This window comes from Pseudarthrobacter sp. J47 (assembly GCF_049810315.1).
Classification (GTDB): Bacteria; Actinomycetota; Actinomycetes; order Actinomycetales; family Micrococcaceae; genus Arthrobacter.
Genome location: NZ_CP187358.1, coordinates 3,760,060 through 3,772,767, shown reverse-complemented (window position 1 = coordinate 3,772,767; position 12,708 = coordinate 3,760,060). Strand labels below are relative to the sequence as shown.

Sequence of the window (12,708 nt, the reverse complement as noted above, 5' to 3'; positions counted from 1 at the left end):
CTAGAATCTTGGAACCGCCACTTTTTGCATGTCGCGCCACGAAGGGACAACCATGAAGCACCTGACCAGGCTTGGCGGTGCAGCGGCCATCGCCGCCGCGCTCGCGCTCACTGGCTGCGGTGGCTCGCCGTCGGGGCCGGCAACAGCCTCCGGCCAGGCCGCGGGCAGCGATATTTCACAGCTGGTCAGCACTAACGAAAAGCCCGCCGCAGAACTGGAGCAGGGTGGCATCGTCACCTTGCCGCTGCTAAGCATCGGCCCGGACTTCAACGGCTTTTCCAACAATGGCAACAGTGCAGACAACGCGGCACTGATGATTCCCATGAACCCGGTGGCAGTCCAGAACGGCGGAATCGGCGGCTGCTGGAAGCGTGATTTCCAAGGCAAGGCAACGCCGAACACGGACTTCTGCGAATCCGTGGAAAGCACCGTGGTGGACGGGAAACAGACCATCACCATCAAGGTGAATGAGAAAGCCACCTATAACGACGGCACGCCCATTGACGTAAAGGCCTTCCAGAACACGTGGAACATCCTCAAGAGCACCGATGCCGGCTATGACATTGTCAGCACCGGCAACTACGCGGCTGTGGAGTCCGTGGAAGCAGGCAGCAGCAGCAAGGAAGTGATCGTCAGGACCAGCCAGCCGGTGTACCCGCTGGATTCGCTGTTCTTCGGCCTGATCCACCCCGCGGTGAACTCACCCGAAATCTTCAACACCGGCTTCACGGGCCAGATGCACCCGGAATGGATGGCCGGGCCTTTTGCGCTGGAGCAGTACGATTCCGCCGCCCAGACGGTCACCATGGTCCGCAATGACAAGTGGTGGGGTACCAAGCCCGTCCTGGATTCCGTGACCTTCCGGCAGCTTGACACCAGTGCGCAGGTGGCCGCCTTCAAGAACGGCGAGATCGACGCCATGCAGGCCAACAACATCGGCCTGTACAAGCAGCTGGAAGGCACAGCGGACTCCGAGGTTCGCCGCGGGCAGCGGCTGTCCGCAGGCGGCCTGAACATCAACGCACAGAGGATTACCGACGTCGCGGTCCGTAAAGCCATCTTCACCGCGGCGGACCGTGAGGCCATCCGCAACGTCCGGTTCAACGGACTGAACTGGACCGAGCCCAACCCCGGCTCCATGATGCTGATGCCGTTCTCGGAGTACTACCAGGACAACTACCCGGTCACTGAGACCGGGGCAGAGGCCGCCAAGGAAGTCCTGAAAGAGGCCGGCTACACGGAGAGCGCGGCGGGCATCATGGAGAAGGACGGCCAGCCCGTCACGTTCAAGATCGCGAACTTCGGGGAGGACCCCACCAACGTCGCCACCGTCCAAACCCTGCAGGCGCAGCTGCAGGCAGCCGGTATGGACGTGGGCATTGCCCAGTACGGTGCCGCGGAATTCGGCAAGGTGATGGGCACCCGGGAGTTCGACCTCAGCATGTCCGGCTATTCCGTCAGCCCGGACGCCACCAACTCGGTCAGGCAGTACTACCACTCCAGCGTTGACCTGAACGGGCTGGGCGATTCCGAGCTGGACGCACGGATCGAGGAACTGGCAGGCATTGAGGACGACGCCCAGCGGAACAAGGCCGCCATGGACGTGGAGAAGGAGCACATGGCCAAGTACTTCTCCATGGGCGTAGTGTTCAACGGGCCACAGATCTCGTTCGTCCGCAGCGGGCTGGCAAACTACGGCCCGTCATTGTTCCAAAGCCCCTTCCAGGTACCTGACTGGACCACCATCGGCTGGGAGAAGAAATAGCATGACCGGAAAAACCATCCGCACAGCAGTCCTGGGATACGGCCTCTCAGGCCGGGTGTTCCATGCGCCGCTGATCGCCAGTGATCCGCAGTACTCGCTGGACGTCATCGCAACCTCGGACGCGGCGCGGGCCGACGCCGCCTCGAGCCGGTACCCCGGTGTGACGGTTGTGCCGGATGCTGACGCCGCGCTGGCGCTCGCGGACAGCCTGGACCTCGTGGTGCTGGGCACCCCGCCCGCTACCCACTATCCCATCGCGAAGGCGGCGCTGGAGGCGGGACTGGACGTCGTCGTCGATAAGCCTTTTGCGGTCAGCAGCGCCCAGGGTGAGGAGCTGGTGGCCCTGGCGGAGCGGCTGGGACGGGTGCTCACCGTCTACCAGAACCGGCGCTGGGACAACGGCTTCCTCACTGTCAAGAAACTGCTCGACGTCGGTGCGCTGGGTGAGGTGCTGCGTTTTGAGGCCGCCATGGAGCGCTGGGCGCCGGAAATCACCAAGCCGTGGAAGGCCGCTGCCACGGCGGAGGACGGCGGCGGGATCCTCTTCGACCTCGGCACCCACCTGCTGGACATGGCCGTCCAGCTCTTTGGCCCGGCCGAAGTGGTGCACGCGGAAATCAATGCCAGGCGGACGCAGGAACAGGCCGACGACGACAACTTCGTGGTGCTCCGGCACCAGTCCGTGGATGGCAGGGCGCCCGTCACCAGCCACCTGACCATGAACGTGCTCTCCGCGGCGCCGGGCCCGGACCTGCGCATCCTGGGCACCAAGGCGGGCTACGTGAAGCACGGAATCGACCCCCAGGAACAGCAGCTGGACGCCGGCATGATGCCCGGCGATCCCGGCTATGGAGTAGAGCCCGGTGAATCCGCGGGGCTGCTGGGGGTGCTGGCCGACGTCGAACCCGTCCCTACGGAACCGGGCGCCTACCAGGAGTTTTACCGGATCCTGGGGGAGAAACTGCTCGACGGCGGAACCTCCTCTGCCCTGCCGCTGCCCGTTGATCCCCGGGGCCCGGTAGCCGTGCTGCGGCTGATCGAACAGGCGCGGGCCCTCGCAGGACGCTGACGCAACACGGCCGATCCTGACGCTTCCAAATGTGTCCCAGATCACCTAGGGTCAGATGCGCGGGGGCCAACTGAAATGGATGTATCAGTTTGCGCCCGGCGGCAGCCGAGGCAAACAACCACCGGGTGCCGGTCCGTAAATGTCCTGGTACGGCACCCGCTATCCGCTGGGCGCCTGCCGAATTTGCAGAAATGGAGCACGTCCCCATGAGAGCATTTCCGCGTTTTATGGCGCCTGTCGCCGCTGTAGCCATGGCGGCGGGGCTGATGGCCGCCACCGCTTTGCCGGCAACGTCAGCACCTGCGGCCACGGCCGAAGCCCAGACCTACATCGTCCTGTACAAGGGCAACGGCGTGGCAGCAAAGTCGCTGGCAGCCGTTGAGCAGGCCGGTGGATCCCTTGTTCAGAACTACCCGCAGATCGGCGTCGCGATTGTAAAATCGGACCGCGCGGGGTTTGCGGCATCCCTGAAGAAGTCCGACGCCGCCGTGGCAGGGGCCGCGTCGACCGCCGGGTTCGGCGTCCAGGTGAAGGACGACGCCGGAGATGCGGCTTCCGCTGATGAGGCCGCTTTGGAGGCGGGCGCCACCGGCACGGGCAGTGAAGCCCTCGCCGCGCTCCAGTGGGACATGGACCAGATCAAGGCGCCCGAGGCGCAGGCAATCAACCCCGGCAACCAGTCGGTGGTGGTAGGCAACATCGATACCGGCCTCGACCACACACACCCGGACCTCGCGCCGAACATCGACTTCAGCAGGAGTGTTTCGTGTGAAAGCGGCGCACCTGACACCGACCCGGCGGCCTGGATGGACATCCACGGCCACGGAACGCACACCGCCGGAACCATCGCCGCAGCCAAGAACGGCATCGGCATGGTGGGCGTTGCCCCGAACGTGAAGATCGCCGGCATCAAGTCCAGCAACAATGATGGCTACTTCTTCCCGGAAATGGTTGTTTGTTCGTTCATGTGGGCTGCCGAAAAGGGCATCCAGGTGACCAACAACAGCTACTACGCCGATCCCTGGCTCTACAACTGCAAGAACGATCCCGGCCAGCGCGCCATCTGGGAAGCCGAGCGCCGCGCAATCCGCTACGCGCAGTCCAAGGGCACCACGGTTGTAGCAGCCGAGGGCAACGCCTCTGACGACCTTTCGCACCCCACGCAGGACCTGTCCAGCCCGGACTACCCGGCGGGCAGCGAGCAGGAACGGGAAATCAGCAACGCCTGTGCCGTGGTTCCGGTAGAGGTTCCGGGCGTCATCGGCGTGACGTCCAACGGAAACAAGGGCTTCAAGTCCTACTTCTCCAACTACGGCGTGAGCACCGCTGACGTGATCGCCCCCGGCGGCGACGCACGGCAGATCACGCCGGCCGCGACGAACGGGCGCGTCCTCTCCACTTGGCCGTCCAATGCTGCTTGCGGCCGCCCGGTCACGGATGCCACATCCGGTGCCAAGTACTGCTACGCACAGGGCACCTCCATGGCGTCCCCGCACGTCGCAGGCGTGGCCGCCCTCGTGGTGAGCTCCGGTGTTACCAACCCGGGTGCGGTTGCAGCCCGTATCCAGAACACGGCAGATGACGTGGCCTGCCCCACGGACATGTCGTTCTACGACGGGTTCGTGGGCCAGAACAGCCAGCTGCCGCAGGTTTGCCAGGGCGGTGACGGCCACAACAGCTTCAACGGCCACGGCCAGGTCAACGCACTGAAGGCAATCGGCGGCTAACTCCCTCGGTGGTCGAGCCTGTCGAGACCCTGATTTCGACAGGCTCAATCACCGGGTTAGACAAAAGTACGACGGCGATCCTTGGCTTTTCCTTCGAAAAGCCGCCGGATCGCCGTCGTACTGTTTTGGTGCTAGGCGGAAACCAGTTCGTGCCAGTCGGCGACGAGGGGCAGGTCGTGTGCGTCGGAGACCGAGCGGTGTGCCACGTGGCCGGCGGCGATGTTGAGGCCGGCAGCCAGTGCGGGATCGCGGTCGAAGGCGGCCTTGACGCCCAGGTTCGCCAGGGAGATGGCATAGCGCAGGGTGACGTTGGTCAGCGCGTAGGTGGACGTGTTGGGAACAGCGCCGGGCATGTTGGCAACGCAGTAGAAGATGCTGTTGTGCACCTTGTACGTGGGCTCCTGGTGCGTGGTGGCGTGCGTGTCCTCGAAGCAGCCGCCCTGGTCAACGGCGATGTCCACCAGTACGGAGCCGGGCTTCATGCGGGCCACCAGTTCGTTGGTGACCAGCTTGGGGGCCTTGGCGCCGGGGATCAGCACGGAGCCGATTACCAGGTCCGCGTCCACTACCGACTTTTCGATCTCGTACTTGTTGGAGGCCACGGTCTTCAGGCGGCCCTGGTACTGGGCGTCGAGTTCGCGCAGGCGGTTGATGTTGATGTCCAGGATGGTGACGTCAGCGCCCAGGCCCAGGGCCATGGCTGCTGCGTTGGTACCGGCAACGCCGGCGCCCAGGACTACAACCTTGGCGGGACGAACGCCGGGTACGCCGCCCAGCAGGACGCCCTTGCCGCCGGCCGGAGCCATCAGCGAGGTGGCGCCAACCTGGACGGACAGGCGGCCGGCAACCTCGGACATCGGGGCCAGCAGCGGGAGCGTGCGGCCTTCCTGGACGGTCTCGTAGGCGATTGCGGTGACGCCGGAGTTGATGAGCTCGCGGGTCAGTTCGGGCTCGGCGGCCAGGTGCAGGTACGTGAAGAGGATCAGGCCCTTGCGGAAGCGGTGGTATTCGGCCTTGACCGGCTCCTTGACCTTCATGACCATGTCCGCGCGGGACCAGACGTCGTCTGCTTCGTTGACGATCTCGGCGCCGGCGATGGCGTATTCCTCGTCGGTGATGCCGGAGCCCAGGCCTGCGCCGCGTTCCACCAGGACGCTGTGGCCGTGGGTGCGGAACTCGTGGACGCCGGCGGCCGTGATGGCTACGCGGAATTCGTTGTTCTTGATTTCTTTCGGGACACCGATGATCATGTGGGGCTCCGTTGTTTGCGGCGTTTGGGGCCGGCTGAGTGCGGGGAGGTAGTGATTCCAGAATAAATCCGGTGTGAGGCAGCCGACATTGGTCGCGGGGATCCCGCCCGGCGACTTCCGCGTGATTCCGGGGTTTTTGGCTTTGATGGCTCGACGATTGTCGAGTCCTGAAGCGTCAGGTGTCGCCTGCTGTCCGTTAGGGCCGGGAAGCCCTCCGGAAGTAATGTTGCTCCATGCAGCAGGACGTTGAGCAACTCGTGGAGCAGGTGGCCGGCAAGCTGGGCCGCGGGCTGTCGCTGGAGGATTTGGACGGCATGCTGCTGGCCTACAGCTCCAACCAGTCCCATGCGGACCGGGTGCGGGTGAACTTCCTGCTCAGCAAAAAAGTGCCCTCGGACGTCAGCGCCTGGCAGCTTTCCCACGGGATCGCCACGGCAGTCCGCCCGGTGGCCATCCCCGCGAACCCTGAACTGGGCATGCTGGGCCGGGTGTGCGTGCCGCTGACCGTCCGCGGCTTCCGGGTGGGCTACCTGTGGGTGCAACAGGACGCGGAGGAGGAAAGCCCGACGGCGATCCTTTCCCAGTTGCCGGATGTCCAGCGGGATATTGAGCTGCTTTCGGGGCTCCTGCTTGAGTCCAACACTGTGGAATCGGGTTTCCGCCGCGGCCGGGAGCGCGAGTTCCTGGCTGCCTGCGACGGTGACGTTAACGCCACGGCTACCGTGGCCGGTTGGCGGGAGGTCCAGCACAAGGGCCCGTGGCAGGCAGTGACCGCGCTCGATGCCGACGGCTGGGCCGGCGGAGCCGATCCCGGCGCGGCCACCCTGATCCACAGCTCGGCCGCGCTGCAGTCCACCGTTGGTGTGGATGCCGCCCTGTTCAGCGCGGGCGCAGAAACACATTCGGTGATCCTGTTCCGGGAATCCGTGGGCCGGGCCAGCCACGCCCAGGTGCTGGTGCACTACCAGCTGGAGCTGGCCAAGCGCTCCGGCCGCCCGGTCCACCGGATCATCCTGGGCATCAGCGAGCCCTTCGCCAGGCCGCGCGGGCTCGCAGCCGCGTACCGGCAGTCGAAGGTGGCAGCCCAGGCGGCCGCCGTCGAACCGCGGCTGGGGGAGCTGGTGGATTACAAGTCCACAGGCGTCTATCAGGTGCTTGCCTCCGCCGGCGGGGCCGCGGCGTGGAGCGATTCCGGCTCCGTGTACTTCCAGATGCTGGAGGACCGCGACCGGAACGGCGAACTCCTGCCCGTGCTGGAGCTGCTCTATGACAACGACGGCTCCGTCCAGGACGTTGCCGGCCAACTCCACCTGCACCGCAGCAGCATCTACAACAGGCTGGGCCGGGTGCGGCAGCTCCTGGGGGTGGACCCGCTCAAAGGTGCCGTCCGGCTGGAGCTGCACGCCGCCATGAAAGCCCGGCGCTGGGATGCCCGCCCGCGGATCTAACGCCTGTGTTCGCCGCGCGCCGCCACGACTCCTAAGCTTGTTCGCACCTCAGAGCCTTGAAGCTTAGGTTCCGCGAACAAGCTTAGGAATGGGGCTCGCCGGTGGCCTTCTGCGTCTCCAGCCAGGCCATGATGTCCGCCGAGCGGATCCGGCGGTGCGTGCCGCGGTATTCCACGGGGATCTCGCCGCGGTCCGTCATGTTGCGCAGGTAGGTGTGCGAGATTCCGGCCAGCTCTGCCGCCTGCGAGGTGGTGAGCATTTCCTCCACGCTGCTGACGCTCACGGATTCGCCGCGGCTGAACCGTGCCAGGAGATCGACGACGGCGTCCCTCGCCTGGGCGGGCAGGCGGTGGACTGTGCCGTCCACGAAGACGGTGATGTCGTGGCTGCCTTCAAGGGCGCGCTGGAGTTTGCCTGCATGCTCCGGCGGGAGCGCCGCCGTCACCTTGGGAGCTACGAGTGTCATGGGCCAAGACTAGCTGCAGGGTCAGCCGGACCAGACGCCCGTGTCGAAGAATTTCCGGAGCGTGGCCTCGTGCGGAGCCGGGTCCAGGTTCTGCTCGGCCAGCCACTGCGGGTTGTAGTAGTTGCCGGCATAGCGGTCGCCGCCGTCGCACATCAGGCTCACCACGCTGCCGCGCTGGCCGTCGGCAATCATCTGCGCGATCAGCTGCCACACGCCCCAGAGGTTGGTGCCTGTGGACGGTCCTGCGTGCAGGCCTGCGCAGTCGTGCAGGTGGCGCATGGCTGCGACGGATGCAGCGTCGGGTACCTGGATCATGTGGTCGATGACGCCGGGAACAAAGCTCGGCTCCATCCGCGGCCGGCCGATTCCTTCGATCCGGGAGGGCTTGCCTGTGGCGTCTGCTGAGCCGTCGCGCCAGGCCGGGTAGAACGCCGAGTTCTCCGGATCCACCACGGCCATCCGGGTGGGGTGGCGGTGATAGCGGAGGTACCGGCCAATGGTGGCGCTGGTTCCGCCGGTTCCGGCGCCCGCCACGATCCAGTGCGGGATGGGGTGTTCCTCCATGGCCAGCTGCCCAAAGATGGACTCGGCAATGTTGTTGTTGCCCCGCCAGTCGGTGGCCCGCTCGGCGTAGGTGAACTGGTCCATGTAGTGGCCGTTGGCGGTGGCTGCCACGTCAGCGGCAACGGCATAGACCTCCGAGGCATGGTCCACCAGGAGGCAGGAACCGCCGAACTGTTCAATGAGGGCGATTTTCTCCGGGCTGGTGGTCCGGGCCATCACCGCAACAAACGGCAGGCCCAACAGCTGCGCGAAGTAGGCCTCGGACACGGCGGTGCTGCCGCTGGAGGCCTCAACAATGGTGGTGCCCTCGGAAATCCAGCCGTTCACCAGGCCGAACAGGAACAGGGACCGTGCCAGGCGGTGCTTCAGGCTCCCGGAACGGTGCGTGGACTCGTCCTTGAGGTACAGCTGCACACCCCAGTGCTCTGGCAGCGGAACCGAGTAGAGGTGGGTGTCCGCGGATCTGTTGTTCTCCGCGTTGATCCGGCGGATGGCTTCGTCGGCCCAGGCCCTGTCCTGCATATGCACCTCTTTCACCGCTCCAGCCTAACGCCGCGGGATATTATCGGCGGATGAAGCTGACCGGCGGCAGGGACGTGACCCACTTCGGGCTGTGGGGGAGGCTGTACTCCTCGACGGCGGTGCCCGGCCCCGCGCATACTGTGGGTCCGCAGGGTGCCAAGGAGCCGCCGTCGTACGTCCTGCTGCACGGCATCGGCGTCTCGCACAGGTACCTGGCCCGGCTGCACCTCGAACTGGCGAAGACCGGGAACGTCTACACCTTCGACCTCCCGGGCTTCGGGGACGCTCCCAGCCCCCGCGAACAGATCCAGGTGGAGCAGTACGCAGACTTTGTGGCCGCGGCGCTCGCCGATGAAGCCGCCAGGCAAATGAACGGAAGCCCCACGGGCGGCTCCATAGTGGTGGGTCACTCCATGGGCACCCAGTTCGCCGTGGAACTGGCACTGCGGCGTCCGCAGCTGGTGTCCGGCGTGGTGCTGATGTCCCCGGTGGTGGATCCGCAGCGCGGCACGGTATTGAAGCAGGCAGCGGACCTGACCACCGACGCGCTGTTCTGCGAGTCGCCGTCGTCCAACATCACAGTGTTCAGCGACTACTTCCGTGCCGGGCCCCGCTGGTACCTCACCGAACTGCCCGTGATGATGGGCTACCCGCTGGCCGGCCGCACCAGCCAGGTACAGCAGCCCGTGCTGGTGGTGCGCGGCAGCCGCGACCCCGTGGCCCGCGGCCGCTGGTGCCGCGAGCTGGCCGAAACGGCGCCGCACGGCACGCTGGTGGAGGTGCCCGGCAAGGGCCACGTGGTGCAGCACACCGGCACCGCCGCCGTGGCAACAGCCATCACCAAGTGGGCCAGCGCGACGGACCAGGGTGGCCTGTTCACGGCACGGTGAACCGTGGCACAATCGGACGAAAGTACCGGATACCCGTTCATCGGCCCGCATCGGCGCTTGGTGCAGGGCACGGTGATTGCTCCAGGAAACGACCCAGAACGGCATGGTGGCCGCAATGCAGATTCTCACCGTTGACGAGTCGATTGACCTCACTGTCCCGGTTGGCGTTGCCTACAACCAGTGGACCCAGTTTGAAAGCTTCCCGCGGTTCGCGACGGTGGTGAAAGAGGTCAACCAGATCCGCCCCAACCTTTCCCACTGGGTCATCGGCGTTGGGCCCTGGCGGCACGAATTCGATGCCGAGATTGTGGACCAGTTGCCCGATTCCCTGGTGGCGTGGCGGAGCCTGGACCGGCGGTTCAAGCATGGCGGCAAAGCGATGTTCCGCACCGTGGACCCGGAGAACAGTACCCTGACGGTCCGCCTTCAGATCGAGCCGCACGGACTGCCGGGCCTCATCAGCCAGGTGCCCGGGCTGGCCCAGCGTGTGGTTCAGGGCGAACTGCGTCAGTTCAAAGAGTTTATTGAGAGCGTCGGCCAGGAAGGCGGGGCATGGCGGGGCGTCATCCGGAATGGCCACGTACTCCCCTCCGAGCCGGAGCCGCCCAGGAGCCGCGTGCCCCGCTGGCCAGTCGGCTGATCCGTCTGATGTAGCCAGCAGGATGTAGCCCACCGCCGGTACCGCCACGAGAGAGCGAGTGACGCGATGAAGAAGGCCCCCAATGAAGAGCGCAAGGAACAGCTGACGACTACTGCTCCGAAGCAGTGGGCGGCGGGACTGCCTGCTGTGACGCATGCCCTGGAGTATTCGCTGGATGAGACCTCGCCGCGCCGGGTGGGGGTGACGCTCCTGAACATCAACCAGGTGAACGGCATTGATTGCCCGGGCTGCGCCTGGGCCGATCCGTCGCCGGGGCACAGGCAGCTCAATGAGTATTGTGAGAATGGCGCCAAGCACATCAATGATGAGGCAACATCGCGGCGTGTCACGGCCGAATTCTTCCGTCAGTATTCAGTGTCCGAGTTGGATCAACAATCCGATCTGTGGCTGAACCAGCAGGGGCGGCTGACCGAGCCAATGGTCAAGCGCCCGGAATCGGACTACTACGAGCCCATCAGCTGGAACGATGCCCTCGATCTGCTGGCCAACGAGCTGAAGGGGCTCGATTCACCGGATGAGGCCGTTTTCTACACCTCGGGACGGGTCAGTAACGAGGGCGCGTTCCTCCTGCAGCTCTTTGCCCGGGCCTTTGGTACCAATAATCTGCCCGACTGCAGCAACATGTGCCATGAGTCCAGCGGCTATGCGCTGTCCGAGACCCTGGGCACGGGCAAGGGGACGGTGAGCCTGGAAGATATTCACCACGCCGACCTCATCTTCCTGGTGGGCCAGAACCCGGGAACCAACCATCCGCGGCAGCTCTCTGCCCTGGAAGAGGCCAAGGACAACGGCGCCCACATCATCGCAGTGAACCCGCTGCCCGAAGCCGGGCTGCTCCGGTTCAAGAACCCGCAGAAGGTCCGTGGTGTCATTGGCCGCGGCGTCCAGATCGCCGATCAGTTCCTGCAGATCCGCAGCGGTGGTGACCTGGCTCTGTTCCAGGGTTTGAACCGGCTCCTGCTTGAAGCCGAGGACGCCCGGCCCGGCATGGTGCTGGACCACGATTTCATAGGCGCCAGTACCAGTGGCTTTGACGAGTTCGCCCGTCATGCGCGCACCATTTCCTGGGAAGACATCCTCACCGCCACTGGATTGAGCATGGAGGAGATCGAAAGGGTCCGGGACCGGGTGCTGGCCAGCCGCCGCGTCATCGTCTGCTGGGCTATGGGTGTAACCCAGCAGCGGCACGCTGTGGCCACTGTCCGTGAGATCGTGAACTTCCTCCTGTTGCGCGGCAACCTGGGTAAGCCTGGGGCCGGAGCCTGCCCGGTACGCGGCCACAGCAACGTCCAGGGTGACCGCACCATGGGTATCTGGGAACGGATGCCAGATACCTTCCTCGACGCACTGCAGCAGGAATTCGGGTTCGAACCGCCCCGTACCCACGGCCTGGATGCCGTGAACGCGATCAGGGCCATGCGGGACGGCCGGATCAAGGTGTTCCTCGGCGCGGCGGGTAACTTCGTCCGGGCGGCACCTGACAGTGAAGTCACGGAAGATGCCATGCGGCGGTGCCGGCTCACCGTGCAGATCTCCACCAAGCTCAACAGATCACATACTGTCTGCGGGCAGACCGCGCTCATTCTCCCTGCCCTTGGCCGTACGGAACGGGACATCCAGGCCACCGGAGAGCAGTTCATCACTGTGGAAAACTCCATGAGCGAGGTGCACACCTCCCAGGGGCGGCTGGAACCTGCGTCCAGGACGCTGCTCAGCGAAGTAGCCATCCTGTGCCGGCTCGCCCGCAGGACCCTTGATGGGAAGACGGATATTCCGTGGGACCAGTTCGAGGCAGACTACGGGACCATCCGCGACCGCATTTCCACCGTGATTGCGGGTTTCCATGACTTCAACCGCCGGGTGGTGCGTCCGGGCGGCATCAGGCTGCCCAATCCAGTGAACGAGGGCGTCTATCCCAACCGCGTTGGCAAGGCGTTGTTCACGTGCAACGACTGGGAGATGTCCGAGGCCCCCGAAGGGCACCTGGTGCTGCAGACCCTGCGCTCCCATGACCAGTGGAACACCATTCCCTACACGGATAACGACCGCTACCGGGGCATCCATGGAAGCCGCCGGGTTGTCCTGGTCAATCCCGCGGACATTGAAGGGCTTGGGTTGGCCGAGGGGCAGCGCGTGGACCTGGTCAGCGTGTGGGACGGCGGGGTGGAACGCCGGGCAGGAGACTTCCAGGTTGTTGCCTATCCGACGCCTGCCGGCTGTGCCGCGGCCTACTACCCTGAAACAAACGTGCTGCTGCCCCTGGACAGCGTCTCCAGGGGCAGCAATCAACCTACGGCCAAGGGAATTGTGGTCCGGCTGGAGCCGGCAGGTGTTCCTGCCGGGTAG

10 protein-coding genes are annotated in these 12,708 nt (G+C 65.3%); 7 read left to right on the top strand and 3 right to left on the bottom strand.

Annotated features, from left to right (window positions below; genetic code table 11):
- The first annotated feature begins 52 nt into the window (after positions 1 to 52).
- The 3 genes from ACPJW8_RS17365 to ACPJW8_RS17355 all read left to right on the top strand — a co-directional run bounded on the left by ACPJW8_RS17365 (position 53) and on the right by ACPJW8_RS17355 (position 4,561).
- On the top strand, positions 53 to 1,765 hold the full coding sequence (locus ACPJW8_RS17365; RefSeq protein WP_330189090.1) for an ABC transporter family substrate-binding protein: 1,713 nt from the start codon (positions 53 to 55) through the stop codon (positions 1,763 to 1,765).
- A gap of 1 nt (position 1,766) precedes the next feature.
- Entirely contained in the window at positions 1,767 to 2,834 is a 1,068-nt protein-coding gene (locus ACPJW8_RS17360) for a Gfo/Idh/MocA family protein (protein WP_330189091.1), read from the top strand.
- A 206-nt stretch (positions 2,835 to 3,040) separates the two neighbouring features.
- Positions 3,041 to 4,561 (top strand): S8 family serine peptidase, encoded by a 1,521-nt coding sequence (locus ACPJW8_RS17355; RefSeq protein WP_330189092.1) that lies wholly within the window; start codon positions 3,041 to 3,043, stop codon positions 4,559 to 4,561.
- Between the two features lie 131 nt (positions 4,562 to 4,692).
- Here the strand turns inward: ACPJW8_RS17355 and ald are convergent, their stop codons facing one another.
- Positions 4,693 to 5,811, bottom strand: a complete 1,119-nt coding sequence (gene ald, locus ACPJW8_RS17350) for an alanine dehydrogenase (RefSeq protein ID WP_330189093.1) — start codon at positions 5,809 to 5,811, stop codon at positions 4,693 to 4,695.
- 233 nt (positions 5,812 to 6,044) lie between these two features.
- Here ald and ACPJW8_RS17345 point away from each other — a divergent pair, with 233 nt between their 5' ends.
- Positions 6,045 to 7,259: a helix-turn-helix domain-containing protein gene (locus ACPJW8_RS17345; RefSeq protein WP_330189094.1), complete on the top strand. Its 1,215-nt coding sequence runs from the start codon at positions 6,045 to 6,047 to the stop codon at positions 7,257 to 7,259.
- Positions 7,260 to 7,341: 82 nt separating this feature from the next.
- Here the strand turns inward: ACPJW8_RS17345 and ACPJW8_RS17340 are convergent, their stop codons facing one another.
- Both ACPJW8_RS17340 and ACPJW8_RS17335 read right to left on the bottom strand, forming a co-directional pair.
- Positions 7,342 to 7,725 (bottom strand): helix-turn-helix domain-containing protein, encoded by a 384-nt coding sequence (locus ACPJW8_RS17340; protein WP_330189095.1) that lies wholly within the window; start codon positions 7,723 to 7,725, stop codon positions 7,342 to 7,344.
- Between the two features lie 21 nt (positions 7,726 to 7,746).
- Positions 7,747 to 8,811 (bottom strand): PLP-dependent cysteine synthase family protein, encoded by a 1,065-nt coding sequence (locus ACPJW8_RS17335; protein WP_330189154.1) that lies wholly within the window; start codon positions 8,809 to 8,811, stop codon positions 7,747 to 7,749.
- Between the two features lie 50 nt (positions 8,812 to 8,861).
- Here ACPJW8_RS17335 and ACPJW8_RS17330 point away from each other — a divergent pair, with 50 nt between their 5' ends.
- The 3 genes from ACPJW8_RS17330 to ACPJW8_RS17320 all read left to right on the top strand — a co-directional run bounded on the left by ACPJW8_RS17330 (position 8,862) and on the right by ACPJW8_RS17320 (position 12,708).
- The gene (locus ACPJW8_RS17330) at positions 8,862 to 9,701 is read left to right on the top strand and encodes an alpha/beta hydrolase (RefSeq protein WP_330189096.1); all 840 of its coding nucleotides are present in this window, start codon (positions 8,862 to 8,864) and stop codon (positions 9,699 to 9,701) included.
- Positions 9,702 to 9,777: 76 nt separating this feature from the next.
- Complete coding sequence (locus ACPJW8_RS17325) at positions 9,778 to 10,341, top strand: SRPBCC family protein (protein ID WP_330194306.1); 564 nt, start codon at positions 9,778 to 9,780, stop codon at positions 10,339 to 10,341.
- Between the two features lie 66 nt (positions 10,342 to 10,407).
- The gene (locus ACPJW8_RS17320) at positions 10,408 to 12,708 is read left to right on the top strand and encodes an FdhF/YdeP family oxidoreductase (RefSeq protein ID WP_330189098.1); all 2,301 of its coding nucleotides are present in this window, start codon (positions 10,408 to 10,410) and stop codon (positions 12,706 to 12,708) included.

Coding starts and splice junctions, on each gene's coding strand:
- ACPJW8_RS17340 (WP_330189095.1), bottom strand. CDS start 7,725: ATGACACTCGTAGCTCCCAAGGTGACGGCGGCGCTCCCGCCGGAGCAT.
- ACPJW8_RS17345 (WP_330189094.1), top strand. CDS start 6,045: ATGCAGCAGGACGTTGAGCAACTCGTGGAGCAGGTGGCCGGCAAGCTG.
- ACPJW8_RS17365 (WP_330189090.1), top strand. CDS start 53: ATGAAGCACCTGACCAGGCTTGGCGGTGCAGCGGCCATCGCCGCCGCG.
- ald (WP_330189093.1), bottom strand. CDS start 5,811: ATGATCATCGGTGTCCCGAAAGAAATCAAGAACAACGAATTCCGCGTA.
- ACPJW8_RS17355 (WP_330189092.1), top strand. CDS start 3,041: ATGAGAGCATTTCCGCGTTTTATGGCGCCTGTCGCCGCTGTAGCCATG.
- ACPJW8_RS17360 (WP_330189091.1), top strand. CDS start 1,767: ATGACCGGAAAAACCATCCGCACAGCAGTCCTGGGATACGGCCTCTCA.
- ACPJW8_RS17330 (WP_330189096.1), top strand. CDS start 8,862: ATGAAGCTGACCGGCGGCAGGGACGTGACCCACTTCGGGCTGTGGGGG.
- ACPJW8_RS17335 (WP_330189154.1), bottom strand. CDS start 8,811: ATGCAGGACAGGGCCTGGGCCGACGAAGCCATCCGCCGGATCAACGCG.
- ACPJW8_RS17320 (WP_330189098.1), top strand. CDS start 10,408: ATGAAGAAGGCCCCCAATGAAGAGCGCAAGGAACAGCTGACGACTACT.